Source organism: Butyrivibrio sp. MC2021 (assembly GCF_000621605.1).
Classification (GTDB): domain Bacteria; phylum Bacillota; class Clostridia; order Lachnospirales; family Lachnospiraceae; genus Butyrivibrio.
Map to the genome: position 1 here is coordinate 435,484 of NZ_JHXX01000001.1, position 26,837 is coordinate 462,320.

Annotated in this window: 22 protein-coding genes and 1 tRNA gene; 1 reads left to right on the forward strand and 22 read right to left on the reverse strand. The window is 42.3% G+C overall.

Annotated elements, in window-relative coordinates; genetic code table 11:
- Positions 1-8: 8 nt before the first annotated feature.
- The 8 genes from T359_RS0101765 to mscL form a co-directional block, all read right to left on the reverse strand.
- Entirely contained in the window at positions 9-1,913 is a 1,905-nt protein-coding gene (locus tag T359_RS0101765; RefSeq protein ID WP_026515985.1) for an alpha-L-arabinofuranosidase C-terminal domain-containing protein, read from the reverse strand.
- A gap of 17 nt (positions 1,914-1,930) precedes the next feature.
- Complete coding sequence (gene mnmA, locus T359_RS0101770) at positions 1,931-3,022, reverse strand: tRNA 2-thiouridine(34) synthase MnmA (protein ID WP_242839022.1); 1,092 nt, start codon at positions 3,020-3,022, stop codon at positions 1,931-1,933.
- A gap of 230 nt (positions 3,023-3,252) precedes the next feature.
- Positions 3,253-4,857, reverse strand: coding sequence for an Mbeg1-like protein (locus tag T359_RS0101775; RefSeq protein WP_026515987.1), 1,605 nt, complete (start codon positions 4,855-4,857; stop codon positions 3,253-3,255).
- An 18-nt stretch (positions 4,858-4,875) separates the two neighbouring features.
- Positions 4,876-5,268 carry a pyridoxamine 5'-phosphate oxidase family protein gene (locus tag T359_RS0101780; protein ID WP_026515988.1) on the reverse strand — a complete coding sequence of 131 codons (393 nt, stop codon included), beginning with the start codon at positions 5,266-5,268 and terminating at the stop codon, positions 4,876-4,878.
- An 18-nt stretch (positions 5,269-5,286) separates the two neighbouring features.
- A complete protein-coding gene (locus tag T359_RS0101785) occupies positions 5,287-6,186 on the reverse strand; it encodes an HAD family hydrolase (protein WP_026515989.1) in 900 nt (299 codons plus the stop codon).
- A 15-nt stretch (positions 6,187-6,201) separates the two neighbouring features.
- Positions 6,202-8,715: an ATP-binding protein gene (locus T359_RS18970; RefSeq protein ID WP_081795299.1), complete on the reverse strand. Its 2,514-nt coding sequence runs from the start codon at positions 8,713-8,715 to the stop codon at positions 6,202-6,204.
- Between the two features lie 49 nt (positions 8,716-8,764).
- On the reverse strand, positions 8,765-9,370 hold the full coding sequence (locus T359_RS0101795; protein WP_026515990.1) for a flavin reductase family protein: 606 nt from the start codon (positions 9,368-9,370) through the stop codon (positions 8,765-8,767).
- Between the two features lie 208 nt (positions 9,371-9,578).
- The gene (gene mscL, locus T359_RS0101800; RefSeq protein ID WP_051544858.1) at positions 9,579-10,067 is read right to left on the reverse strand and encodes a large conductance mechanosensitive channel protein MscL; all 489 of its coding nucleotides are present in this window, start codon (positions 10,065-10,067) and stop codon (positions 9,579-9,581) included.
- A gap of 94 nt (positions 10,068-10,161) precedes the next feature.
- Between mscL and T359_RS0101805 the strand changes: the two genes are divergently transcribed.
- Positions 10,162-10,232, forward strand: a tRNA-Gly gene (locus T359_RS0101805).
- A gap of 50 nt (positions 10,233-10,282) precedes the next feature.
- Here the strand turns inward: T359_RS0101805 and T359_RS0101810 are convergent.
- The 14 genes from T359_RS0101810 to T359_RS0101875 form a co-directional block, all read right to left on the reverse strand.
- Positions 10,283-12,730: an ABC transporter substrate-binding protein gene (locus tag T359_RS0101810; RefSeq protein WP_026515992.1), complete on the reverse strand. Its 2,448-nt coding sequence runs from the start codon at positions 12,728-12,730 to the stop codon at positions 10,283-10,285.
- Positions 12,705-13,997, reverse strand: a complete 1,293-nt coding sequence (locus tag T359_RS0101815) for an ABC transporter permease (protein WP_026515993.1) — start codon at positions 13,995-13,997, stop codon at positions 12,705-12,707. The genes T359_RS0101810 and T359_RS0101815 overlap by 26 nt, the downstream gene beginning before the upstream one ends.
- Complete coding sequence (locus T359_RS0101820; RefSeq protein ID WP_026515994.1) at positions 13,997-15,577, reverse strand: HlyD family efflux transporter periplasmic adaptor subunit; 1,581 nt, start codon at positions 15,575-15,577, stop codon at positions 13,997-13,999. The genes T359_RS0101815 and T359_RS0101820 overlap by 1 nt, the downstream gene beginning before the upstream one ends.
- 12 nt (positions 15,578-15,589) lie before the next feature.
- Positions 15,590-16,516 carry a carbohydrate ABC transporter permease gene (locus T359_RS0101825; RefSeq protein WP_035783458.1) on the reverse strand — a complete coding sequence of 309 codons (927 nt, stop codon included), beginning with the start codon at positions 16,514-16,516 and terminating at the stop codon, positions 15,590-15,592.
- A 9-nt stretch (positions 16,517-16,525) separates the two neighbouring features.
- Positions 16,526-17,449: a carbohydrate ABC transporter permease gene (locus tag T359_RS0101830; RefSeq protein WP_081795300.1), complete on the reverse strand. Its 924-nt coding sequence runs from the start codon at positions 17,447-17,449 to the stop codon at positions 16,526-16,528.
- Positions 17,450-19,621 (reverse strand): hypothetical protein, encoded by a 2,172-nt coding sequence (locus T359_RS0101835; protein WP_026515997.1) that lies wholly within the window; start codon positions 19,619-19,621, stop codon positions 17,450-17,452.
- Positions 19,593-20,498, reverse strand: coding sequence for an ABC transporter ATP-binding protein (locus tag T359_RS0101840; protein ID WP_026515998.1), 906 nt, complete (start codon positions 20,496-20,498; stop codon positions 19,593-19,595). Before T359_RS0101840 ends, T359_RS0101835 begins: the two co-directional genes overlap by 29 nt.
- Complete coding sequence (locus T359_RS0101845) at positions 20,495-20,881, reverse strand: GntR family transcriptional regulator (protein WP_026515999.1); 387 nt, start codon at positions 20,879-20,881, stop codon at positions 20,495-20,497. The genes T359_RS0101840 and T359_RS0101845 overlap by 4 nt, the downstream gene beginning before the upstream one ends.
- A 155-nt stretch (positions 20,882-21,036) precedes the next feature.
- Positions 21,037-21,981 (reverse strand): ABC transporter permease, encoded by a 945-nt coding sequence (locus T359_RS0101850; protein ID WP_026516000.1) that lies wholly within the window; start codon positions 21,979-21,981, stop codon positions 21,037-21,039.
- A 5-nt stretch (positions 21,982-21,986) separates the two neighbouring features.
- Positions 21,987-23,327, reverse strand: a complete 1,341-nt coding sequence (locus T359_RS0101855; RefSeq protein WP_081795301.1) for an ATP-binding cassette domain-containing protein — start codon at positions 23,325-23,327, stop codon at positions 21,987-21,989.
- Entirely contained in the window at positions 23,324-24,220 is an 897-nt protein-coding gene (locus tag T359_RS0101860) for a mechanosensitive ion channel family protein (RefSeq protein WP_026516002.1), read from the reverse strand. Before T359_RS0101860 ends, T359_RS0101855 begins: the two co-directional genes overlap by 4 nt.
- Positions 24,221-24,330: 110 nt before the next feature.
- Positions 24,331-25,695: a PFL family protein gene (locus T359_RS0101865; protein ID WP_026516003.1), complete on the reverse strand. Its 1,365-nt coding sequence runs from the start codon at positions 25,693-25,695 to the stop codon at positions 24,331-24,333.
- 39 nt (positions 25,696-25,734) lie between these two features.
- Positions 25,735-26,007, reverse strand: a complete 273-nt coding sequence (locus T359_RS0101870) for an ACT domain-containing protein (protein ID WP_026516004.1) — start codon at positions 26,005-26,007, stop codon at positions 25,735-25,737.
- Positions 26,008-26,171: 164 nt separating this feature from the next.
- Positions 26,172-26,837 (reverse strand): hypothetical protein, encoded by a 666-nt coding sequence (locus tag T359_RS0101875; RefSeq protein WP_026516005.1) that lies wholly within the window; start codon positions 26,835-26,837, stop codon positions 26,172-26,174.

Genomic DNA, 26,837 nt, shown 5'->3' on the forward strand with positions numbered 1-26,837 from the left:
AATCTCCGTTAAGCTTTAAAAACAAGAACTGCAATGGTATTCTTCTTTGATAAAAATTCTTCGCTCACAGTCTCATCTTTTTTCTTAAGAGAAACCTTCAAAGGCTCCTCTACACTGTTACAGCCGTCCACATCGCCTTCCATGATGTAAAACTCCTGTGCTGCATTTCCGGTTATATCCGAAAGTTTTACGGACACATCCTTTGAACCGGCATTAATAACTTTTATATATATCCTCTCGTCATCCCTGGAAGCAGTGACATATACTTTATCTTTTTCATAAGATGAAAAATCAGCCTCTATAACCTCTGTTCCGGTGAAACGAGCATACATCTTCTGAACATAATAGCTGGGAGTGCCGTAAGCCCTCTGTGCGTCAAACCAGATAAGATCCGGATGCCACTGAGCATAGCCAAGCCTTGCAAATAAAGGCGCATAAGAAGCCATAAGAACCACATCCGCATTTCTCTCAAGGCCAGTCATAAAGGCCGCCTCAGCCAGAGCAGCACCGAAGCTGTTGCGCTCCTGAGGCTTCCTGTCACCGTTGATATGGCAAGCATACTCTCCGGCGAAAACCTTTTTGTGTTTCTCATAGTTATCATACATATGGACATTTTCATACATCCATTTGTCTGAAACATAGTAATGCTCGTCCACAGCTACACTGTAATCTGCTCTTTCTTTCATTCTCGGAGAAAAATGATCCCAGGCATCCTTATAATGCTGTGATGTAACATCAGGGCCTGCGCTTCCGCAGCATTTAATCTCAGGATACTTCTCATGGATAGCCTTCTCAAAAGCTTCATAGCGATGGAAGAAATCAACCTTATCAGTCTCCCACTGTTCATTGCCGATTCCAATGAATTTCATATTAAAGGGCTCGGGATGTCCCATTTCACAGCGAAGGGATCCCCACTTGCTTGAAACATCACCGTTGGCAAATTCAATAAGATCAAGAGCATCCTGTACAAACACGTCAAATTCAGGAGAGCTGCTGTCTACCAGCTCACTGGACTGATACTGACAGGCAAGGCCCACATTCATTACAGGAAGCGGCTCACATTCCAGGTATTCGCAAAGAAGGAAATATTCATAGTATCCGATTCCCAACGTCTGATTGTAATATGGGAAGCTGCCTATATCCTTCTTTCCGTCATCATTTCCATGAACAGCCCATCTGTTCCAGTTGGACTTTCTCTCCTCAGAGGGGCCCACAGATTTTTTCCACTGATATCTGTTGGTAAGTTCATTTCCCTCGATAATACATCCACCGGGGAATCTCATAAATCCCGGATGAATGTCCTTGAGTAGTTCTGCAAGATCCTTTCTGAAAAGGCCAAGCACCGCATCATCAGGATACATTCTGAACTGATCAAAGCAGATCACTGAAGGATTCTTAATTACAACCGTAAATAATCCTTCTTCTATCAGAGCATCTGTACTGAGCTTGCACTCATACTTAGTCCACTCTTTGCCCTTAACCACAATTTCTCCGGAAGTGCATAATTCTTTTCCTTCCTTAGAAAAGATTTTTACGGAAACACTGCCGGCGCCACAGGTCTTGGCATAAAAACTGACAGAAGCACCGCTTCCGGCCTTCATAAAGATACCGTCATAGGCCTTATTGGAAAAACCGTAGTTATCAGCTGTTGTCTTAACACTGAGATAATGGGTATTAACATCATTCAGTGGTTCAATATCAAGAATCGAAAGCTTGGCTGAAGCCTCATCAGGATAAGAATTCCATCCATAGAGATAAGCCCCCTTCTGATAATAATGATCCTTATATCCATGTCCTTCCAGGAACTCAAACGCCCTGTTTTCAAGCATTTCTGCGTGAAGGCCTCCATCAAGGCCATAATTTATGTCCTCAAAGAAAAGTCCGAACATTCCTTTGCTAATCTTTTTTGCCATGGCAAACTCCCTGTTTTTTAATCGTTAATAACTCTATCTATGATACCGCCACCAAGAACGATATCACCATCATATAGGACAGCCGACTGTCCGGCAGTAATAGCCCTTTGGGGCTCATGGAATTCTATTTTGGCGGTTCCATCTGAAAGAGCAGTGACTGTGCATGGCTGTTCCTTGTGCCTGTATCTGATCTTGGCACTGCACTCAAAAGGCTCTGAAGGAACCTCTCCAGTAATATAGTGGAAGTCCCTTACAATCAGTTCTTTTTTGAAGAGGTCAGCATCATCCGCCAGAATAACCTTATTTTCTTCCACATTAAGTCTTGTGACATATAGTCTTCTGTCTGCAGGAACTCCAAGACCGCGTCTCTGTCCGATGGTATAGTTTATAATTCCCTGATGAGTTCCAAGAACATTGCCTTCCAGGTCTACAAAATCTCCCTTAGGATATTTCTTTCCTCTGTATCTCTCTATCATTCCGGCGTAATCGCCATCGGGAACAAAGCATATATCCTGGCTCTCCTTCTTGTGAGAGGTCACAAAACCGTTATCATCAGCGATTTCCCTGACCTGGGTCTTAGTGAGTTCTCCCAAGGGAAATACAGTATGAGCAAGCTGCTCCTGAGTCAGATCATAGAGTACATAGCTCTGGTCCTTGTTAAGGTCATTGGCCTTCAACAAATAAAAAAGTCCGTCCTTTTCACGAATTCTCGCATAATGACCGGTAACTATATAGTTATACCCCAGTTCTCTGGCCTTATTATAGAGGCTGTCAAATTTGAGATACCGGTTACATCTGATGCAGGGATTAGGGGTCTCGCCTTTTTCATAGCTGCAGACAAAGGGTTCTATAACCTTGTCCCTGAACTCAGCTTCGTAGTGATAGATATTATAAGGAATACCGATCCTTTCACAGACATCTCTGGCATCCTGTGTATCCTTAAGGCTGCAGCAGGTGCCGAAAAGATCCTCTCCTATCATGTCATTTTCATAGAGTCTCATTGTACAGCCCATGCAATCATAGCCCCTGTCCTTCATGAGCTTGGCTGCCACTGAACTGTCAACGCCTCCGCTCATGGCTACCAGAGCGGATTTCATATTTTCAGGCATATCTTTTTTCCTTTTTTGCATATAATTAAAAGAATGCAGAACCACAAGGCCCCGCATACCCACTTCATAGTATATCGCAAAAAGCCTTTTGTAGCATCATATTTTATATGTATTTAATAGTAATTTCAGTGGAGTAATGTTAACATAAACTTACCTTCATGTGGGGCGTTCATATGCCTCGCATCTCATAAGAAAAGGGCCATCACTTAAGTGGTGGCTCTTTTTCAGTGTTATCTTTTCTTTCTGCTGTCTCTTATAGCTTTCATAAGTTCAAAAATAGTATCGATCAAAAGCAAAAATCCACAGGAATACATATACCAGCTGTTGCCGATATCAGGAACCAGCAGTATATAGCTTCCAAGAAGAAGTGTTACTATTCCTTCAAAAGAATATCTGAAACGTTCAAAATATTTGTCGTTATATATCTTAAAGTTAATAAGATTCTGGTATGCCAATGTCAAAAGAATAATCCCAATAACCATACTTGATATAACAAACAGGGATCCTCTTTTTACAAGAAGGGCTGAAACCATAACCCAAAGAACAATACACACGGAAACTCTGGGTCTTTCTTTGGTAAAATTCCAATTCGATTCTTTCAAATGCCTTGCTGTCAGCACAACTTCATATATGCAGACAAATACGACCAGGATAAACACCACTGATTCCATGGCAAAATCAGGAAAGCTGAAACACAAAATCGATAATACAAGTGATAATGCAATTCGGACAAGCCTTTTCCGGTTAATAAGTCCCCAGACCCTGGAAAAAATGTTCCTGGACTTGTCATCTTCTTTCTTGATATTTTCCGCCTTGTTCTTCAGATTAAGAGCGTCATTTCCTGCCATCTTGAACATGATGTTCTCGAAGGCAGCAGGACCTTGAGCGGCGAATTCCTTAATGGTTGTGGCTCCCCCTTCAGCCATGGAATCAAAAAGAGTATCCACAAAGTTCTCTCGTGCCCCCAAATCCATTCCTTCTACAAATTTCTCTATAAGATGATTCAAAAGGTAGCTCTCGGGCGCATGGTCTTCACAGGTTATAAGCCCTGATTCACAGATATCCCAGGATTGCATATTGTGCTGAAGAATCGCCATCGCTGAACTCTTGATGATAATGTTCTTTCCGGGCTCAGGTTCAAAAAGCCTTCCTATAACAGAATATTCAGGAGTGATCTTGGTGACCTTATCTTTAATTCTGTCTATCAGTTCCCTGTTAAGCACATCTTCGCAAAAACCGGGACCGTCATTCATGTAGACTTCAGTAACTTTATTCTGTTGCTCCTCAGATAAATGGGCCGCAGCAAACAGCGCCAAATGAGCACCCTTGGAATGGCCGCAGATAATAACCCTTCCGGGGGCCATATCCACATGCTTTCTGGCATAGTCGAGAGCCATTTCCTGGGAAGGCACATTAGTATAACTTATCATGAAGTCCTCTTTCCAGCCGATTATCGTGCTGTCAGTACCTCTGTAAGTTATGACCGTAGTTCCGTCATCCAGGATATAGGTAACTGCCGCAAACTGTTTGTCAGAGTGGTCCACAATATCCTGAAAATCCCTAAGAATCATATTTCCGAAACGAACCGACTCCCCGCAGGAAACAACAAATGCCATATCCTCCGGGCCTGCGCCTGCTCTGGTAACCTTAATAGGTCCCTTTCGCTTTGCTCTTTCCACGGCATCGGAGAGAGAAACCTCTTCATCAAAAGCAATGACGTCCTTAAGATCGGTATATACCAGCTCAGAAAGAATGAAATTGTCCTCTATACGAAAAGGTCTTTCCTTAAAAGAAAGATCTCCCCTCCATTTCACATAATCTGAAATATGTGCCACGTGATTACCTCAAAATAATCAGAACTTAACTACTTCCGGTGCATGAACAAAAGAGCTGAAGGTTGCAGTGGCATCCTTCATATAGAACACCTCTGTATTTCTGTCATCAGCGCTGTACATATTTTGAAGTGAAGGATAAGCATCAAGCATGCTTGCCTTTGCTTCTCTTCTGTCATCCTCTACCAGAGTGCAGGAGATTCTGAGCCATTCATCATTGTTAAAGGCACAGATCTCACACTTGGGATTCTTATGGATCTGCTTGGAGACCTCTTTCATTCTGCCCGTCTGGATATAGAGCTTTCCTTCAAAAAGGTTCACAGTGCCGAAAGGTCTTACTCTTGGCTGATCTCCCTCTACAGTTGCAAGATAATAGGTTCCCACTTCCTTCAAAAACTTTTCTACTCTCTGCATGTTCCTCTCCTTTTTATCTCACTTAATATTCATATTGGCAGTAAATTCTTTTTTGTCCTTGTAATAGAAATTTTCAAGCTTTTCGTTGCTGGCAGTTCTGTCAATGATACATTTCACCAGCTGATCAAGCTCGCTTCCATCCTGATAATTGGCTGCAGCAAAGTACTTGATCCTGTTCTCATACATCATCTTGTAGACCTTGGTCTTGTCACCGGTCTCATGATTATATACTCCGATGGAATGCCCGCCGTAGGCATTTACAAGCCTCATACAAGGCACATCCGTATCGCTGTCGCCTATGTAAACAAAATTCCTGAAGGGAACCCTCCTATCCTCCGGAGCGCAATAGTCATTAACCCCGGGGTCGTTTATATCAAGAACTCCCTTTTCTATCCTGAACAAAAACTGAGTCTTGTTGGTATAGTTGACCACCTGGGCAGGCCACCTGGCAACACCCTTTTCATCATAATAAAAACAACTGGCATAAATTTTCTCGAAAGCACCGTTCTTAGCAGGAACTGTGCCTTCTATCATTTCCTTAAGACCGGAAGAAATGATATAATGCTCAACAATTACGCCTTTTTCCTTGCCATAATGGCGTATGCGTTCAAACCAGTCCTCTACACCGGGAAAAAGCTGAACCTTGCTGCCATATTCTTCCAGCGTCTTCCTGTTAAGAATAAGCTTCCCCTCAGATTCCTGAAGCATTTTGTACATATATGCCAGGTTCTGATCCATGTCATTATCTCTGGCAAGCTTGGTACAGGCCTCCCAGAACTTGGGCACATCATAGCCCACGGACTGTATATAGCCCTGGGCCTGCATATCATCAGGAGACAGTGTCTTATCAAAGTCGTAGCAGATCGCCACAACAGGTTCTGAAGTTTTGTGTTTTCTTACAAAGTTATCGTTTGTCAAATAACAACCTCCATATTACTTCTGATCAAGGACCTCGATCATCTTGTCCCAGTCAAGGTTTCTGAGAGCCTTTTCAGCCTCAGCCACAATAGCGGCATCTCCCTGTTCAAGATCACATTTTTTCATCTTACTGATAAGCTCTTCGGCAGAATCATAATCCATATCTTCGGCATAATCCCTGAGATGTCCGTAGGCCTTCACAAGCTCTTCCTGCGAAATAAATTCTCTCTTATCACCCAGATCTCCGCTCAAATAGGAAAGTCTCGAGAGCTTTTCCTTAAATCCCTTATACATGCCGATCATTTCTTCATAATTATCGATTACAAAACGCGGGTCTCCCTTTTTACCTGCTCTTTCAATATTTGCACACAGCTCCATAAGCTGTTTGGCACCAATTATTCTGGCAGAGGTTTTCAGAGCATGTACCTTGATGGAAAACAGTGCTATATCATAATCATAGTAAGCATCATCAAGTACTCTGGCATTTTCATCGATGGTATCCAGGAATAACAGCAGGGCAAAAATGTATGGCTGAACTCCTCCGCTATTCTTAATGCCCTCTGAAACATCTATGCCCTCTACCTCATATAGCCACTTCATATCATCCGGCAGTTCTTCATTTTCGCCATTACTGATAACGGTATTGGGGGTAACAAGTTCCTCCGGCAAAAGCCTCATGATTTCTCTGTCCAAAAGCTCACTGTTTACAGGCTTGGAAAGATAGCCATCAAATCCATGGGACTCATAAAAGACCTTTGCATCCGAGGAATAGTCAGCTGTCAATGCAATTACAGGCATATTCGGGAAGTCTTCTTTTATATGCTTGATCACTTCCAACCCATCCATCTGAGGCATCAGATGATCCAGAAGCACCAGATCATAATGATTTGTTTTAAGCTTGTTAAGAGCTCCCTGCCCTGACATAGAGCTGTCTATCTTCATCTCAGTTTCTTTAAGAGCAGCCTTGATAACAGTGTGGTTCATAGGATTGTCATCCACCATCAGAACAGATACTTTCGGAGCTTTAAATGAAGGTCTGAAAGGACCTTTGTGCTCATTGAGAATTGAAATATCAATCTTTCCTACAGGAGTATCATCAACGATTTTCTGGCTAACCTCAAAGGTAAAGGTGGAGCCCTGTCCGTAAACGCTTTCGCACCAGATCTTGCCCCCCATCATCTCAGCAAACTGTCTGGAAATATCAAGACCAAGCCCTGTTCCCTGGATACTGAGATTTTTGGCTTCATCCAGGCGTTCAAAGGCGGTAAAGAGCTTGTCTATGTCCTCAGGCTTTACTCCGATGCCGGTATCTTCAACAGAAAATCTGAGCTTGCAGGACTCATTATCCTTTTCTACAACCTTAACCGTAAACTTAAGGCCACCCTGTTCGGTGTACTTTACGGCATTGGTAAGCAGATTAAGAGCCACCTGTTTTATCTTGGCCATATCGCCGTACAACTTGGAAGGAATATTTTCATCAATATCCATGTCAAAAGAAAGATCCTTCTGATCGCTCTTTACTTTTATCATGGAAATAATGCTGCAGAGCTGGTCTCTGATTGTATAGTCCATCTCAACCAAATGCATTTTTCCGGACTCGATCTTGGAAATATCGAGAATGTCATTGATAAATCCAAGCAAAGTCTCGGATGCAGCCATAATATCAAAGGCATAGTTCATGATGGACATATAATATGCCTTGGGAACACCGGCGGGGTCCTCTCTTATGAGCATGTCATCCATGCCCATGATCGTATTGATAGGAGTTCGAATCTCATGGGATACATTGGCTAAAAACCTGGATTTGGCACTGTTAGCCCTCTGGGCTTCAAGCTTTTCCTCCTGCATCTTATTGAGATTCATGATTTCAAAAAGATACAACAGCACGCACATTCCCACCATGGTTATATTGGTAAGTGATAAGCCATAGAGGAAAAACTGTAATCCTGTCGCAACATAAGGAAGGATAAGGAAAAGAAGGAGCAATGTAACAATTTTCTTCTCCATGATCTGTCTGTAGGAATAAATAACAGAAAACTGCAGAACAGCAATTGCAAAGGGGAAAAGATAACTTATCACGAAGCCGGAGGATCTGACATAATAGTTATTTTCGTCAAAAACATAATAGAAACCGGTAAACTGAGAAACGATCAGAGTGATAAGTCCAACAGAAAAAATGGCCTCACAGGCGATGAGTCTTTTGGGAATCTTATTGAGTCTGCCCTCTATTTTGTAAAGATCCATGAGATAGAGATTAAATGCATGCGCAACAAACAAAGACAGCAGATAAACAAGAAAATTACTGATACGAACTATCCACCATCCTTTTGAGCTGATATCCCCTCTGTGGGCGTAGGCCAGTCTGTCTGCAAGAAGAAGCAACATAGCCTCTGCCTCAAGACAAACAAGAGCCTGCCTGCGCTTAGGTGTAAGTGTTTTGGTTGAAAAGGCAAGTAAGACGAGAACTCCACAGCTGCCGCTGAGGAAAAGCATCACACTAAGTTGTATATGCCTTAAATACTCAATCATTTTTATACCTGTCCTGAATTAGTCAAATAACAATTCTATTTTACCATATTCACTTGTTCTTTTTGTTATTTTTGCTCTTTTTCGTATTTTTCGTCTTTTTGACTACACTATAGCCAAATTTGCCAACCTTTTCTCCCAAAGTGTAGTATTCTCCGTGGGAATATGCTATGGGATTGGACTTTGCCAGATTGAATCTGCCCTTGCTGTCCATGTAAGCATCATCAACAGATACGCTGACAACTTCACCGATAAACATATCATGACTTCCGAGCTCAACAATGGAATGAACCTTACATTCAATATTGACAGGGCACTCTGCTATTCCGGGAGCTGATATTTTCTGAGATGGTAAAGGAGTGAGCTTCATCTCCTTAAACTTGTCGTAATCCCTTCCGGATCTGACGCCGCACCAGTCTGTGGCCTTGGCCAGTTTCTTTGTGGTAAGGTTGACCACAAACTCTCCGGACTCCTTGATGATATCGTAGGAATATCTCTCTTTTCTGACGGATATTGAGAGCATCGCGGGAGAACTGCAGACATTTCCTGCCCATGCCACTGTTATTATATTAGGCTTCTCCCCCTGTCTCTGACAGCTGACCATCACTGCAGGTATAGGATAAAGCATATTTCCCGGACGCCATATTTCTTTTGCCATATTAATTCCTTTCACAATAAAGAATGTCGCTTGCGACATTCTCGTGCCGAGCGCGGTTGCTGAAGGCAACATATTCCTATCGCGCGAGTGCGCATCCATAGCGGAGCGTTTTTTATGATATAGGAATTTCGGAGAAATTTTCTATATCATAAAAACGGATGAGATACTTTCATTATATCTCATCCGCAGTAAAAACCATTAAATAAAATTATTCACCAAGTTCAGATGTGCAGTGAGGGCAACGGGTGGCCTCAATGTTGATCTCGCTCTTACAACGAGGGCAGATCTTGGTGGTTGCAGGAGCCTCAGCCTCTTCCTTGGCAAATCTCTCTGCTACGCGGTTCATAGTTTTAACAAGGAGGAAAATAACCAGTGCCATAAGGATGAAGTTGATAACTACAGTGATAAATGTTCCGTAGTTAAGAGTAGCTGCACCGGCTTCCTTGGCTGCATCCAGTGTTGCATAGGAGCCGCCGTCAAGAACGACGAATTTGTTGTTAAAGTCGATTCCGCCTGTAAGAAGACTGATAACAGGCATAATGATGTCATCTACCAAAGATGAGATGATCTTCTGGAATGCGCCGCCGATAATAACACCGACTGCCATATCCATTACATTGCCGCGCATAATGAATTCGCGAAATTCCCCGGCAAGGCCTTTCCCCTTACCTGCCACTTTTTTGATTTTTTCTGTCATACTATTTCTCCCTTTTTTTGAATATTATTTAATAATCAAAAAACCAACAATACTCTTGAAATTATAGCACATTCTCTGTAAAATGTAACTTGTTGCAGATGTAGTTCATCGGTAGAATGCAAGCTTCCCAAGCTTGACAGGCGGGTTCGACTCCCGTCATCTGCTTTTCCTTGAATCAAAAGCCTGAAAGCGTGATGCTTTCAGGCTTTTTCTTATCAGCTGTTTTCATTTACATAAATAGTCAGTCTGCTCTGAATAATATCTGCAACCTCTTGGGCACTCTTCTGTCCGCTGAAGAAGGCCGATGCCTCCTCTTCTATGATCGCGTTTATATTGCTGTTCTCAGAATAAATAAGTGTAACTGAACCAATAAAATCTTCAAGTTCTTTCAACTCTTCCTGAGTAAGAGGATCTACAATGATTTCCTGGTCATCAAGATAGTAGGTATCGTCATACTCCTCTTTCTTGTCTCCGTCCATCCAATAAGGCTTCTTAGTGGCTTCCTGTGCCAGTCTTTCAAAAGACGACTTTCTTACAGGGAAATTATACTCAATCTTGTTCTGCGCTTCCTCAGAAAAAAGAGTCTTAACAAAGCTCCAGGCTCCGTCCTTATTGGCGCTGCGGGCACTGATGGCGATGGTCATTTCAGGAAAAAGAACTGAGCAGTTAACTCCCATATCATTAGGGAATCCGATAAAGCTTATATCATCTCCGAAAATAGCCTGTTTGTATCTCTTGTAGTATCTGAACTCCTGAACATATGCCACATGGAAAAGAGCTTTTCCGTTTCTGTAGAAGCTCTCTTTGTAATAGTCATAGTCTTCATCTTTGAAGTCTTCTTTCAAATTTGCTGCATATTCAAGAAACTCAATGAAAGAATCACTGTTAAAGTTACATTTCTTGTTTTCCCAGTCGATATACTTATTTCCTGAAAGAGCAAGTCCTGTCTCTAAAAATCCATTTCTTGTCTGCATACCGAATGCCCATTGCTTATCAGCACCGGAATCCTTTATCAGCTTCTCACAGTCCTTAAAGCTTAATGTTTCTTTTCCTTCGAGATACTTTGTCTTCGTAATAACAGAAGTAACAAAAAATGAAGGAATGATCTTATAAAGCTTTCCGTTGGTCTTGCAGGCCTCAACAACATTTGGAAGCAGATCCTCTTCTGATATATCGGGATCCTTAGCAAAATAATCCGTAAGATCAAGGAACAATCCTTTGTTTATATAGCTGTCTACCGGATTTTCAACACCAAAGAGCATGATATCAGGCACATTTCCTGAAGCAATATCAAGATTGAATCTGGTAGAACCGGCACCATAGTCATCTTCTGAATCATAGGATGAATAATCAACGATTTTGATCTTATATTCATCACTGTTCTTATTAAAGTTAACAGCCGCGGTTCTTACTGAATAGTCAACATAATAGCCCCCAAGGGTAATGATCTTTTTATCCTTAACCTCACTGGCCGGAACCTTGGTGAGTCTCTCCAGATGGTAGTTATAATCTTCATCAGGCAAAACAGCTATGAACTCCTTATCACTCAGGGCCACCATATTGCTAATGCTGTAGCTGACCTGAATATCAGAGTCAATATAATTCAACAGCTTTACCTTTTCATTTTTCGCAACATCAAAGCCAAAGATTGATTCATCAGTGGAAAGGTAGAAAGTATAACCATTTCCGGGAAGAAATGAACTGTCCACATAACTCTTAAGCCCCACTGAAACAGGTTCTCCAAATTTCTTGGTGTCTATATCAAATTCTCTGATCTGCTTTCCGTCATCATCGGAATAATATGAAACGTAAAGCTTACCATCTGAACCAGGAACCAGTTCAAGACTCTTTCCCTTAAGCTCGTTATCATCTGATTCCATCTCAAGAATGGGCTTTAAACCGGCATCCTTTGTATATGCTATAAGACCGAAATTACTGCTGATAACTATAGTTCCATTAATATTCACCATGCCGCCAGATGAAAAATAACCATCAGCCATGTATTCCTTAAGGCTTATCATATCCTGCTTATTACCGTTTTTATCAAATTTTACAAGATAAGCCTGATCCTCCGAATCATAGGCAGGTCCTATTATGGAAGAGTCATCTACCAGAATCTTTTCCTCTGCTGCTGTTCCAGTTTCTGCTTCTGTTTCAGTAGTTTCTTCCTCTCCATCTTCTTCAGATGCTTCTTCAGCGCTTTCATCCTCGTTGGACTCCGCCTGTTCCTCATCCTCTTCTATATATTCCGTTTCCTCATCCCAGAAATATTTAGAATAGAGAATGTAAATATCTCCGTTATCATCAAAGGCAAGATCGCCGTAGCTCTCGTTATCTGACTGAGACAAAGAAAACTTCTGAACATCACTGCCGTCAGTATTAAATGAACAAACAATATAAGAGTTATCAGAATATGTGTATGCAGAAACATAAACTCTGTCACCCACAAGATAGACATTTCTTATATCAGCATGATCACCTATTCCCACATCCATAGTTTCTGCCTTAAACACATAATCCTTGGATGCCTTACTGGCTTCGCTCAGAATGCTGTCATCATCTGTATTCTTATTCTTGCCGCAACCGGTCATTAGACCACAGATCATTGAAAAAATCAGAACAGTACTAATGCTCTTTTTATAAAAGCTCCTTTTCCTTCTCATTATATTTCCTCCTCGATTCGAAATCATACTTTTTATCAAGTATGTACTGCAGTACTCCTCTGGCAGTCCATTTCTTGTTTCTATAGAGATGAACGATCCAGACAGTAATACTTATAACAATTATGCCGATACAAATAAGCCTGAAAAACAAAAGCAGCGCCAGTACATCCTCCCATCCTCTGGCAGTGTTTTCCCAATAGGGGTAAAAAATGGGCTTCCCCCACATACTTCTTGTACCGAACTCTCTAATTACCTTCAAAATTGAAAAGAATGAAAATCTGGCGGTATTATCAATGACACTTATATATCTGTCATCAACACCGGCGCTTTCCTTCACGATCTTGGCAGCAATTCCGTCAACGGGATTGGGCATTATGGCTTCGTAGCAATTAATGCCTCCCGTAAGCATGGTATCACCCTCCTCGGACACCTCCTGGGTAGCAGTCTTGCCGCTAAGTATATCTCCGTATCTAGCAAGGGAATCATAGGAAAGATAAACATAGCTGACGTTAAGTCCTGCAGCCTTCCTGATCCTTCCTCTGTCCTTGTGAATGACTCCTGTAATGTAATGAGGTACTCCGCCGATGGTAACCATTTCTCCCACAATATTGCTGGAGCCAAAGAGCTGCCATGCCAGGTCCTCATCAATGACTATTCCGTCTCGCATAAGGTTATCGTCGCTGAAATATGTACCGTTCACCAGAGTCAGGGGATGAATTATGAAAAAATCACCTCCGACACCGATGGCACTGATATTTTCAGCAGTTCTATCCTCAAAGCTGATGGAAACTATGCCCTGAGCACTGTAGCAACTGGCATAAAGATCTGAAATAGTTGGAACTTTTTCTACAGGTTCCTGTTCATTTCCCATATCTTCGATCTTAATGGTCTCCACAACCTTCTGTTTAGCAGAAAGCTCCTCCGGATCTATATCAAGATAGGTCTCCACTGTAACACCGGCATCGTTTAGCTTTTTCTCGATGTTGTACTCGAGCCTCTTGATGCCCTCGGTTTCAACCATCTGATCCTCGGTAAAAAACAGACTGACCTGAGCCATGCGATGCTCTGTGGACCATCTGTCCGCTCCTGCCATTTCAGGCATAAGTGAAGTGATGTGATTTGCCACTGCCCCAAGAATGAGATTTATCACAAAAAGAGATACCAGGATTATCAAAATGATGTTTCTCTTTTTGTTGGCAAAAAAGGTCCTGAGAGCCGATAAAATATTCTGTTTATCTATTTTAATTTCATGATTAAATAGCTTCATTATCCGTCGGAAAGCCTCACCTGATCTCCTGATTTGATTTCCTGAGTAGCTGTGGTTATAACGTATTCATAACCGTCAAGAGCGCCGTTGATAGCGGTGTTCTTATCATCCTGAGCCATAACGGAAACATCGACTCTTGATGCCACATATCTGTTGCCCAAAGGACTGGACTTACTTACAACAATAAGAACAAATTTGCCGTTGATATCTGTCTTGATAGCGCTGTTGGGAACTATCATGTCATAGTCCACAGCTCTCTCGCCGATTGTCAGGGAAATATTCTGCCCCGGTGTAACATCCTGGCTCTCAATCTTGAAAGTGAGGAGCTTTCTGTTGGAAGGATCCGACTTATCATTTCTGATGCCGGTAAGTGTAGCCTTAAAGTCAGAACCGAACTGCCATGCGTTCTGAGGAAGCGCAGCATCACCAACCTTGAGCTTCTGAGCCTGAGCATTGGTAACAGAAAAGCTGGTGGTCATGTCCTTGCCGTCAACCTGGATAACAGCAATGGTCTCATCTGCTGAGGTGGACTCTCCGGCAACCTTGGATACGGAAGAAATCGTTCCTGCAACAGGAGCCTTAACTGAGGCTCCAACGGAAGCTTCCTCAAGCTTGGCTATTTTTTCCTTCTGCTCTGTGATCTTATCCCTTGCCTGGCAAAGACTTATTTCTGTGTTAATGCTCTTCAAAAGCTCTGTTTTTTCTCTTTCAGCCACCACAAGCTCCTGAGCTGTTTTGTTCTTTTTCTGAGTAGCTGTGGCAAGTTTCTGAGAATAGCTGAGTCCCTGTTGAGTTCCGTAATTGGTAAGCTGAGAGGTATCCTTGTTGTTGGATGCGATAAATCTCTCCAGCTCTTCTATTTTTTCCTGATCCCCGTTCTGCTGGGCAACAGTCAGGTCATACTCTGCCTGAGCGGTGGTATATGCGGGAGTAGCCGCATTATAGGAATTGCCGGCAGCATCATAAGCAGCTGTCTGTGTAAGGAAGTCGATCTCAGCCTGAGCTGCTTCATCGGCAGCTTTTGCCGCATCATATTTGGCATCGGCAGCCCTAAGCTCAGCCTGATAGCTGTCATAGGTTGTCTTTTTGCCGTTTCTTACATTGGTTATAACATTGTCAGGAACATCTCCTGAAAAAAGAGACTGCTCATAAGAAAGCTCCAGAGTCTGAAGGGCCTCCTTAGCTTCCTTGAGCTCATCTGATTCCTTATCCTCAAGATAATAGATGACATCTCCAATTTCCACGTGGGCGCCTTCTTTAACGGCAACACCGGAGATTTTTCTGGTCTCCTTAACAGTAACATTGTAAGGATCCTCAGCGCTCACGGTTCCTGAACCTCTTACCTGAGGGCTGATGGAGCCACTTTCAATCATCTGGGTTGCAACCTGCGGAAGCGAAAAGTTCATGATCGTATTGGAAAAAAGAGTGAGCACCAGCATCACCGACAAAAATGCGATTGTGATGTTCTTTATGGTGTCCTTTCTGTCTCTTTTCCCGTCCTTTGAAGGCTTTTTCTCCGAAAGCTGTTCCTCGGTGAACTCTCCGTCCAATTCATTCTTTTCATCAAAAAAATCTGACATAACTACTCCCTCTTATCCCTTTATTCCTCCCTGGTAGGAGATTCCCTCCACCAGATAGTCCTCGCCGTATAAGAATATCATCAACGGCGGAACCAGATAAATTACTGCTACTGCAAAAGCAAGACTAATTTCCCCTGTATTAATCTTGGATAAAAATACCGAAAGCGGATGAAGTCCTGAATCCGGAAGAAGGATCAGAGGCTGTTCAACCATGTTCCAGTAATCGAAAAATACCAGTATCGCTATTGAAGCTATGCCCCCTTTACACAGTGGCAGGTTAACTCTGGAAAAGATGTACCACTCGCTGGCACCGTCAATCTCCGCCGCTTCAATAACCTCTGTGGGAATCCTTTTCATGAACTTAGTCAAAAGATAAACCGCAAAGGGAGAAAAGAATCCCGGCAGCCATATAGCCCATCTCGTTCCGAAGATCCCCAAGGACTTCGCAACCAGGAAATTGGGCACCAGTGTTACCTGATATGGCATAAGCATCATTATGATATATGAAAAAAAGATTACTCTTTTTAGCTTTCCGTCGTATCTGGCGAAACCATATGAAGCCAGCGTTGCAATTCCCAGTTGCATCACAACTATGGGAACAGCGTAAATAATTGAATTCCAAAACTTGAACAGGTATTCCGGGCTCTTAAACAGCACTGTGTAATACTGGTAAAAGGTAACCATATCCGGAATAAACTTAAGATTCACGGTCTTGGAAACAAAGACCTTACCGCCCTTGGCAGTGGTGGCAAAAACACTTCCGTAATTGGCGCTTATCTCCGACGAGGACATAAAGGAATTGGTGATGGTCAAAATTATCGGAGTAAGGAACAAAACGGCAAAGAATAGAGCTGCCATGGTAACAAGGGCTGTCTTTAAACTGTTTATTCTCTTTTTTCGTTTTCGAATTCTTAAAATATATCTGTCATTCTTTCTCATATCAAAAGCTTATCCTTCCACATCCTTGCCGTATCTGTTCTCGATACTGTACATGATAAATACCAGCCCTGTAACCACGATAAACATTATGATCGCGGCAGAAGAAAGCTTTTGATAATCCAGTGACGTAAAGGTGTTGTTCATAAAATGCTGCAGCATATACAGCGGATCATAGGGATAATCTCCCGTCATAAGATATACTTCCCTGAATACCTTGAAGGAATTGATAAGAGACATGATAGTCACAAAAAGTATTGTGGAAGAAAGATATCTTAACTTGATCATCCAGAAAACCTGGAATTTATTGGCATTTTCCAGAGCCGCAACCTCCAAAAGATCCTTGGGGATGCTGGCCAGGGCTGCCATAAAGAGGATCATGTTATAGCCCAGGTTTTTCCATAGAAACAGCGCCACGATAACAACCTGTGCATAATCGGATTTTAGCCAGTCAATGCGCCCGCCACCGAATACCTGAAGTGCATTGTTCACGATACCGTTCTGGTGGAACATAACCTGCCAGATAAGTACCACAGAAGCCGTGGGAACCATAAGAGGGCTTAAAAAGAAGGACCTGAAATAGCTCTTAAAGGGAATCCTGGATTCCATAACAGCCGCCAGAAACAGTGAAAGCAACACCGCCAGCGGAACAGCCACAAAAGAAAACTTAAAGGTGTTTAAGCCCGCAAGCCTGAAGGCTGCATTGTTCCATACGTTAACATAGTTCCTGAAGCCCACAAATTCCATCTGTATGGGATTATTTATCACAGAATAATAAATAACCACAAAAAATGGGGCCACAAAGAACAGGAATACGCCCAGTAGCGAAGGAAGGAGAAAGAGCCAGGATAAAGCGCTCTTTCTCTCGTTAGCTGTAAGCTTTCCCTTCACCAGTCTATGTAGTTTGTCTTTTTGGAAGAAACAAAACTTTTTCAATTAATTATCTGTATCCCTGATGACAAACTCAGGAATCTTCCCCTTTAAAAATGAATAGGATAACCAGCCTTCAGCAGGTGCACCGTCATAATTTACCTGAACCGAGTACTTGGTATCATCAAATTTAGTATAATCATACCATTTTCCATAATACTCCGTCATAACCGATGCTTCAAGAATTCTCTCGATATCCTCTTTGGATTCATAGGTGACTTCAACAGGCTCAACATCAGGCCATTCCTCACCATCTGCAAATTCCTCAGGATCCATTCCCGGAAGATAATTAACAATCTTTATACTGTCAATCATATCCACGGTGATTTCAGAATAATTATAAATATCATATTTTTTGAGAAGCTCAATGGTATTGGTATAGCTGTCGTAAATTCGGAAATTCAAATTTCCATATTTATCGCCGCTGATGCTGTAGTCAATCTCACCGACAGGAAGCTTGTCACGGAGCTTTGTATATCCGAAGTTTTCAAGAAGGTCCTTACGAAGAGCATCACTGATCTCGTCATAGCTTCCGATCTTGGCTGTTTTAGCACCGTTGCAGCTTGTAAATGTCAGATCACGTTTCTTATTGTATTTATCTTCGTTTCTGAAGGCCTCATCATTAAAAAAGTTGAAGCTGCCTTCAATATACTCTTTGCTGGCAAAAATACTGTCCATAAGAGCAGGATCAGTATCATCCGGAATCATGATCCTTCTGTAGACCTCTCTTCCGTTTTTAAGCCTGTACATGATACTGAATTCCCAGGCGTTTTTATCATACTCCTCATTATTGCGATACCTGGTACCGGCTTCATTCATTTCCTTCATGCCTATTTTGGCAAGCTTCAGGAAATCTTCGGTATTGGTGATGAACATATAATTCTTTTGATAATTATTGAAATAATCACCCTGCCCCAGATAAAGCGCCAGTCCGTTGTCATAATCACTAAGGATACAGCAGCTCTCTACCCTTCCCTCTGAAGGAACATAGCTGTCATATCCGATAAGGTCCCCTTTGAAAATCACAAACACCAGAGATAAAAGTGCCAGAGCAATAACGGTCTGACCTTTTCCCTTGGCAAAAGCCTTGATATCCCCCGAAAGAATTATCTCAGCAATGACACAGCTGGTCAGAGTTGCAAGAATCATGCAAAGAAACAGGATCAGATAAAGCTTCTCGTTCCAGACAATCGTGTATATCTCTCTTACAAGCAATCCAACTCCCAGGCCTACAGCTATGGATGCCACAATCTTTACAAGCCATCTGAATGGTCTGTAAACTATGGTCTTTCCTGCCCACTCAGCCTTTCTTGCCCTTGCGGCAACTCCCACAAGAACAAGGCTCACTACTGCAACGATCAGAGTATCCAGGTCGTGCCAGAAGCTCACATCCACAAATCTCATAACAGATTCAGTATTAAGAAGGAAATCCTTCTCCTGAGACAGCTCTGTAAATCTTAACATAACAGTAGCTCTGTCAAATATCGGAGATGCAATTACATTAAGGTCCTCATTGTAGCTGCATGTGTCAAAAAATAACCTCGTATATCCAAAGAGCTCACCGCCTAAAACCACGGAAATGCATCCGAAAAACATGGTAAGAAGAACTGCCATGGGAATGGTTCCGCTGAGCATCATGGCAAGAACAGTCAGGTTATATATAGCAAGGAAGAACACTATGGTTCTTAAGGTCTCAAGAAGCACCATCAAAAGAAGCGGTCCGCTTATGGCTCCGTAGCAGGCTGCCACGATAAGTCCCAAAACTTCCACCAGGAGATAAATGATAAGGAAGGTGGATACCGCATTGAAGATGTTCTTGGTAACCCTCTGCCTTCTGGTTGTGGGCTGGCTCATATAAAAGTCAAGCTGACTCTGGCTGAACATATATGAGAATCCCTGAAAGGCAAACATAAATGCAACGAAAGCTATCAGTGCCCATCCTAACTGGTCCATACCCATTATTCTGGATACAGCACGGAGTTTTTCCTGAAAAAGAACATCCGGCGTCTGATGATAGATCCTGGCGTAGTTCGATGCTCTGGAAAGCATCATTATAAGTGCCAGAACGTAATAGGCTGCCATCAATGGCAAAGCTATAAAAGAAGTCCAAAGTGTTCTGGAAATGTATTTTCTGTGGTTCTTCATTTTTTCAGTCAAGGATAAATTTTTTGATGTCATACCCCACTACCTCCGTCTCACTTATAAATATCTCCTCAAGGGAAAGGGCCAGAACTTCATAGAAAACAGGATTGCCTCTCTTAAAGGCTGTCTCAATCTCTTCTCTGTCGCCTCTTACAGTGATCGTATGAAGCCTTCCCCTCTTTTCATGGATAAGAACCTTGAGTCCCTCCAGGGCCTTCTTCTCATCCTCCTCACTGCCAAATACACACTGAACCTTCTGCATCTGCAGCTTCATATCTGCTATATCCTGGGAAAGAATCACGCCGCCCTTATGAAGAAGTCCCACGTGATCGCAGATATCCTCCAACTCTCTAAGATTGTGTGAAGCAATTACAGGTGTAAGCCCTCTGTCTGCCATATCTGCGGCAAATAGGCTCTTAACTCCCTGTCTCACCACCGGATCAAGGCCATCGAAGGTCTCGTCGCAAAGGATATACTTGGTTCCTGCGCAAAGCCCAAGAAGAATGGACACCTGCTTTTTCATACCCTTGGAAAAAGTATTGATCCTTCGGCCCTTTTCCAAACCAAATCCGTCGCAGAATTTGAAGAATCTCTCCTTATCAAAGTTCTCATAGATTCCCTCAAAGTAGTCTGCCATATCCTCCGGTGTGGAATTTGGAAGAAAGAACTGATCGTCTGAGATATAAAATATATCCTTCTTAACATCGGGATTGTCATACACCGGTCTGTTGTCCACAAGGACAATTCCCGAATCAGGCTTAATTACTCCTGAAAGGATCCTGAGCAATGTACTCTTTCCTGCGCCATTGGTTCCAAGAAGTCCGAACACTTCTCCGTCAGATACATTAAGAGTTACACGATTGACAGCTTTTATGTTGTCGAAGGATTTTTCAAGATCTAATAATTCAATCATGCGTTGCCTCCCCTTTTTGTTTTTGATTCAATTCTCTGCCTTATCTCTGTCATTAGTTCATCCATTGGTATTCCGATGTCATCAGCCTCCTTAAGAAGCTCCAATACGGATTGGATAAGCTCTTCCTTTTTGCTGTCCTTAAGGGAATCGTTGCCCTTTACAAAGTTGCCCCTTCCCTTGACAGTGTAGATAAAGCCTTGTCTTTCCAATTCGGCATATGCCTTTTGGACAGTGTTGGGATTCGTAGACAGCTCAATAGCCAGGCTCCTGACAGATGGCATCTGATCATCCGCCTGAAGTATGCCCTTGTAGATCTGAAATTTGAAATTCTCTACGATCTGCTCGTAGATAGGCCTGGAATCCTGATAATCAATTAGTTTCATATCGCCCCACCCTAAAACACGTTTACAGTTGCTGTGAATTAAGTGTACTAACATTACTAGCACAGTTAAATAATAAACGCATATCTAAATATTTGCAAGTAAAAAAGCTTCACTTTTTCAAAAAAGAAAAAGTGAAGCTCTTTAAGCATCCGTTATTATCTCTTATCCTTATCAATAAATTCCAGAAGAATGATAGCCAGGGCTACATATACCACGATCCAAAATACAAGCCACCTCCAGCAGGTCAATACAATTTCGCTGTCAAAATTGTATTCCTGCTTCTGGTTTAGCTCGCCGGACTTCATAAGAAGCTCATCCCTGAGCTGATTTTCCTCAATATATCTGAAGGTTTCCAGCAAGGGCTTTTCACCCTCCACCTCCAGGTTTGACATTTTCAGGGCGCTGTTCCAAACAGAGACCATAGGCAGTGAGTTGTAATCACCCTGGGCACAAAGAGCAGTTTGCCCCCACTTGGTGGCCGTCAGGTTGGTAATGAACATGGCATCCTCAGGAACACTGAAATAGCCTCCGGAAAAAAGCAGCTGAACTATCAAAAGAAAAGGCATAACAGTCATGGCTGTGGTAGTTGTCCTTGATAAAGCAGATACCAAAAGCGCCAGCATATCAGCGGCATATGTAACAAGAAACATTGTGATTCCGAAATCCACTAAGGGCCATGGAGTAACAAGGCTCTGTTCCGGCAAACTCATTTTCATAAACAGGCAGACAAAAACAGAAATAACCACCTGAAGAAGACAGAGAACACATTGATATATCATGTGGGAAGCAATATAGGCACTTATATGAAGTCCTGCCCTGTGCTCTCTTTTCAGTATAGCCCTCTCCCTGCATATTACCTGTATGGAGTTAAAAAAGCCGTTCCAGACACAGATACAGGCCAGGGCAAAGGTGCCCATGATCGTTCCTTCCATGGTCTTAAAGTTATTGGCTCCCACCGTGAAGCATACAAGGCCGGCTATAATAGCTGCCATGGGGAGTACCTTCCAGTCATTCTGGAACAAAAACATTCTGAAAAGCTTTCCAAGATAGATGAAAGTCTGAGCAAAGCGCCCTCTGTGTTTATACTGATAGTCATCCATAACCTTCACCCCACCTTCTCTTTTATTCTGTCAGCGTATTTTTCAACGAACTCATCGGCTCTGCCTTCTCCACCCTCATCCTTCTGATTGATGGTAAGAAGGATCTCTTCCATGGAATTCTTACCAAAGAACTCATAGGCTTCCTTAACAGGTCCATACCAGGCAAGTCTTCCCGTCCTGTTGGCATCCTTTGCAAGAACGATCACATCATCAAAAAGATCTATGACTCTGTCAGGAGTATGGGTAATTACCACAACAATCTTGCCTGAATCAGCTATATCCCTGAGGCTCACAAAAAGATTTCTGGCCACTACGCCGTCAAGACCGGAATCCGGTTCATCCAGGATAAAAAGATCCGGATTGGAGATAAACTCCATGGCAATGGAAAGTCTCTTTCTCTGGCCGCCGGAAAGCTTTTCAACCAGGTTGTGCTTTACTGATTCCAGGCCGAACTGATCTAGCATTCTGGCTATTCTGTTTTCTCTTTCCATGACTGAGGCTTCCACGGGAAGTCGCATAAGTGCTGAATCAGTAATCGTATTTAAAACTGTATCATTTCCCCTGACAAGATCCTGCTGAGGAACAAAGCCGATATTGTACTTCATCTTAGAATACTCTTTGTAGATATCCATTTGGTCAAGCTTGATATTGGCATTGGCTTTTTCATAGCCTGTCACAGCATTGAGATATGTGGTCTTACCGGCTCCTGACCCTCCGAGAAGAAGAACCATATGTCCCTTGGGTATCGTCATATGAATATCCTTGAGCAGAGTTTTCTTTTTAAAGAAATCAATAACAGTCCTGTCGGTAATATTTACAGTAAGGCCTTCATCAATAGCCTCGATGTCATGTCCCAGGGTTTTGGCAGCATCTTTTTTCCTATGATCCTCATATATCTTTGAGGGAACAAAACTCTTTGATACTCCCCAGATAAATACTGTAAGGGCCTCAAAAAAGCCAAAGCCCAGCAGCCATAATTTTCTTCGGTTAAAAATCTTACATAAGCCAAGATAAATCTTGATCATGTAGATATAATTAGCCACCAGAATTCCCAGCATCGGAATTGACAGAAACAGAACCACCTTATTATACGCACCGAAAATCCGCATCAGTATGGTTATAACATATCCGATGGCATTCAAAACAGAATAAGTGCGGCCTTCCTTCTCCTTGTCGGCACAGAGGGCAATGTTATACTCTCTTGCCACAGGTACGAATGCAAATATCTTTCTTACTCCGCATTTTTTAAAGATAAAAAAGTAGCCTATAGTCACCAGAATGTATCGTATTATCCCGATTACATCCTGAAAATTAAATACTCCGTCATTTATAAATAAAGATATCATACGCTCTTCTCCTTAAGCACCACATTTAAATAGTTATATGGAATCTCTATTCCATTCTCCTCAAGGGCTTTAAAAATTCGTGTATTAACTTCGTCGACAACAACCTCTGTTCTTATGTTATGAGGATAATATATGGTAGCTCCCATAATAAGTGAGCTTTCCTCCAGTTTAAGGAAATATACGGATTTACTGTTTGGATCATCCGGGTTGTATTTATCTTCATTAAGTGTAAGGGGACATTCACAGATAGTCTTCCTTATAACTTCCTTGGCTTTGTCAATATCAGAGCCATAGCTTATGGGATATCTGACCTCTATAGACCTTGGAACTTTGTTGTCGTAGCTAAAATTTATGATATGCATGGAATTGGCTCTATTATTTGGAATAATGAGCCTTGTGGTATCAAGAAGACAGATGACAACATGGCGAAGGGTCAGCTTTTCAATGATACCTGCTCTTCCATCCTCCAGCATAATTCTGTCCCCCACATCAAAGGGCTTATAAATGCTTATCTCAAGGCCCGCAAACATGTCCTTAAGGACTTCATTTGCAGCAAGACCTACAACCACCGCAATAACTGCAGTACTGCCAAGAAGAGACTGCGCAATTTTGCCTCCCCCAAGGGGAATTACGATAAAAACCATGGCAAGGACTACAGAGACAGCTTTCTCCATGAACTGCAGTGTAATACTGTTTCCCTTCTTTGCCCGGATCTTTCTGAATATTCTCTTGTTGAGCTTCATGAAAACCAGGAACAGCAGAATATATACAGCCATAATAACCAGTATAACCGCAAAGGCAATTGCAATAGTAACTAGCTGTACAGCAATAGGTTCATCCCCCACAGTACTGCTTATGGCGCTAAGGACTACTTCAAGAAAAGATTGTTCCATATTTATGATCCTCCATAATATATTATACCGCATATTTATCTCCTTATATACGACAATATCTTTTATGAAGGCATAAAAAAAGCACGAAACATAAAGTTTCGTGCTTTCACTTAATTCTTAAAGCTGTGTACCGGAGCTGGAATTCGGCCTGTGCGGTTTACGAAATTATCACAGGAGAACTGATTGACCGGCATAATGGGAGCATATCCCAAAAGTCCTCCGAACTCAACCGTCTCGCCTACGCCCTTGCCTATAACAGGGATAAGTCTTACAGCAGTGGTCTTCTGATTGATCATTCCGATTGCCATCTCATCTGCGATGATACCGGCTATTGTTGTATCCTTTGTATCTCCGGGAATTGCTATCATATCAAGACCTACAGAGCATACACAGGTCATAGCCTCAAGCTTTTCAAGAGTAAGGGCTCCTGCCTCTACTGCATTGATCATTCCCTGATCCTCGCTGACAGGGATAAAGGCACCGGAGAGACCGCCTACATAGGAGGAAGCCATAACTCCGCCCTTCTTAACCTGGTCATTGAGAAGTGCCAGGGCTGCTGTGGTTCCGGGAGCACCTGCGTGCTCAACACCGATCTCATGAAGGATGTCTGCTACGCTGTCACCAATGGCCGGTGTGGGAGCCAAAGAAAGATCAATGATTCCGAAGGGAACTCCCAGTCTCTTTGAAGCTTCCTGAGCCACCAGCTGACCAACTCTTGTTACCTTGAAGGCTGTCTTTTTGATGGTCTCACAAAGTACCTCAAAGTTCTCTCCTCTTACCTTCTCAAGGGCTGTCTTAACAACACCGGGGCCTGAAACACCGACGTTGATGATCTTATCTGCCTCAGTCACTCCGTGGAAAGCACCTGCCATGAAGGGGTTATCATCAGGAGCGTTACAGAATATTACAAGCTTGGCACAGCCAAGGGAATCGTTTAATTTTGTGGCTTCCGCAGTCTTTTTAACAATGGTTCCCATAAGTCTTACGGCATCCATGTTGATACCGGTCTTGGTGGAACCAACGTTAATTGATGAGCAAACAAGCTCTGTTGAAGAAAGAGCCAGTGGAATGGACTCAATAAGAAGTCTGTCAGCCTGGGTCATACCCTTACTTACAAGGGCTGAATAACCGCCGATAAAGTTAACTCCCACATCATGGGCTACCCTGTCCAAAGTCTTGGCGATACTTGCAAAATCCTCAGGGCTCTGGCAGGCTGCGCCGCCGATAAGAGCTATAGGAGTCACCGAAATTCTTTTGTTAACAATGGGAATACCGAATTCTCTGGATATCTGATCTCCGGTTCTTACAAGATCCTTGGCTGCATTGTAAATCTTGTCATAGATCTTCTTGTTGAGCTCCTCAAGATCAGAGCTGATGCAGTCCAAAAGGCTGATGCCAAGGGTAATGGTCCTGACATCGAGGTTTTCTTTTTCTATCATTTCATTGGTCTCAACGACCTCAGATACGTTTATCATAGTTTATCTCCTCTCCACTTTCTGAATTATGACACCGAATCAAATCCTGTGCATGGAGTCGAAAATTTCTTCTCTCTGGCACTTGATCACAACACCGATCTTTTTTCCGAGTGCATCAAGATCATCCGCCACTGTATTAAAATCCTTGTCAGTTCCAGCCATATCTACGATCATCATCATATTAAAATAGCCACTGACGATAGTCTGGGAAATATCAAGAATATTGATTTTGGAATCTGCAAGATAACTGCAAACCTTTGCAATAATACCAACTGTGTCTTTACCAACAACTGTAATGATAGTCTTGTTCATAATTCCTCCCTATATAAAAACCTTTTGACTACAAAGTTAACAACTTATAAGGCAAAAGTCAATCGGATTATTTCTTATTTAATCGTGATTCCTTACAATCTGTCTGGAAAAGAAATATGTGTACAATAAAAAAAGAGCCCCCTTTTATCGGGGGCCCTGTAGTTTTATGAATAGCCGTTAAGTATAAGTCTGAGTCTGTATCCTGTTTTATTCTGAAATGCCTGCTGCAGATTGTCAATCTGTCCATCCATGAAAATTATTCGATTATCCTCATCGCTCTTGGATACAAGATTGCCGTTCTCATCATAGGTTGCTGCACTGGTAAAGTCCATAACTATCTCATTAGCTTTGACATTGCCTTCTCCGTAAATGGAAGGAAACAGAACATAGCTGAGTCTGTCATCATTCTTGTCATACATCAGCACATCGGGAAGGTAAGAAACAGCAAAATCCCTTGCTCTGTCCAAAAGTCTCTGGTCATCAGGATTCTCAAGAGCATTTTTCAGTTCATTTTTAACAGTATCATTCAGTCTGTCAATTCTGACGCAGGATCTTAAGAAAAAGTATTTGTATTCCATAAGATCAGTCTTTTGGAAATAACTCTTCCTATCTTCTTTTACTTCGAGGATGCCCATCTCATTCATCTTATTCTCGGTATCCTCAAAAACTCCCAGCTTGTGGAAATAGTCTCTCAGCAAAAATCTGTAAAACTGAGAAAGCTGCATATATTCTTCATCCAGCAGTTCCTCCGGAACGCCGCTTTTCTTATAAGCCTCTTTAAATTCATCCAGGCCTTTTACCTTAAATTTCTCTTCCAGTTCTATTCTCAT

Excerpts from the sequence above, each read along its gene's own strand:
- T359_RS0101765 (WP_026515985.1), bottom strand. The coding sequence starts at position 1,913 with ATGGCAAAAAAGATTAGCAAAGGAATGTTCGGACTTTTCTTTGAGGAC.
- mnmA (WP_242839022.1), bottom strand. The coding sequence starts at position 3,022 with ATGCCTGAAAATATGAAATCCGCTCTGGTAGCCATGAGCGGAGGCGTT.
- T359_RS0101780 (WP_026515988.1), bottom strand. The coding sequence starts at position 5,268 with ATGCAGAGAGTAGAAAAGTTTTTGAAGGAAGTGGGAACCTATTATCTT.
- T359_RS18970 (WP_081795299.1), bottom strand. The coding sequence starts at position 8,715 with ATGATTGAGTATTTAAGGCATATACAACTTAGTGTGATGCTTTTCCTC.
- T359_RS0101795 (WP_026515990.1), bottom strand. The coding sequence starts at position 9,370 with ATGGCAAAAGAAATATGGCGTCCGGGAAATATGCTTTATCCTATACCT.
- mscL (WP_051544858.1), bottom strand. The coding sequence starts at position 10,067 with ATGACAGAAAAAATCAAAAAAGTGGCAGGTAAGGGGAAAGGCCTTGCC.
- T359_RS0101810 (WP_026515992.1), bottom strand. The coding sequence starts at position 12,730 with ATGAGAAGGAAAAGGAGCTTTTATAAAAAGAGCATTAGTACTGTTCTG.
- T359_RS0101815 (WP_026515993.1), bottom strand. The coding sequence starts at position 13,997 with ATGAAGCTATTTAATCATGAAATTAAAATAGATAAACAGAATATTTTA.
- T359_RS0101820 (WP_026515994.1), bottom strand. The coding sequence starts at position 15,577 with ATGTCAGATTTTTTTGATGAAAAGAATGAATTGGACGGAGAGTTCACC.
- T359_RS0101825 (WP_035783458.1), bottom strand. The coding sequence starts at position 16,516 with ATGAGAAAGAATGACAGATATATTTTAAGAATTCGAAAACGAAAAAAG.
- T359_RS0101835 (WP_026515997.1), bottom strand. The coding sequence starts at position 19,621 with ATGACATCAAAAAATTTATCCTTGACTGAAAAAATGAAGAACCACAGA.
- T359_RS0101840 (WP_026515998.1), bottom strand. The coding sequence starts at position 20,498 with ATGATTGAATTATTAGATCTTGAAAAATCCTTCGACAACATAAAAGCT.
- T359_RS0101845 (WP_026515999.1), bottom strand. The coding sequence starts at position 20,881 with ATGAAACTAATTGATTATCAGGATTCCAGGCCTATCTACGAGCAGATC.
- T359_RS0101850 (WP_026516000.1), bottom strand. The coding sequence starts at position 21,981 with ATGGATGACTATCAGTATAAACACAGAGGGCGCTTTGCTCAGACTTTC.
- T359_RS0101855 (WP_081795301.1), bottom strand. The coding sequence starts at position 23,327 with ATGATATCTTTATTTATAAATGACGGAGTATTTAATTTTCAGGATGTA.
- T359_RS0101860 (WP_026516002.1), bottom strand. The coding sequence starts at position 24,220 with ATGGAACAATCTTTTCTTGAAGTAGTCCTTAGCGCCATAAGCAGTACT.
- T359_RS0101865 (WP_026516003.1), bottom strand. The coding sequence starts at position 25,695 with ATGATAAACGTATCTGAGGTCGTTGAGACCAATGAAATGATAGAAAAA.
- T359_RS0101870 (WP_026516004.1), bottom strand. The coding sequence starts at position 26,007 with ATGAACAAGACTATCATTACAGTTGTTGGTAAAGACACAGTTGGTATT.
- T359_RS0101875 (WP_026516005.1), bottom strand. The coding sequence starts at position 26,837 with ATGAGAATAGAACTGGAAGAGAAATTTAAGGTAAAAGGCCTGGATGAA.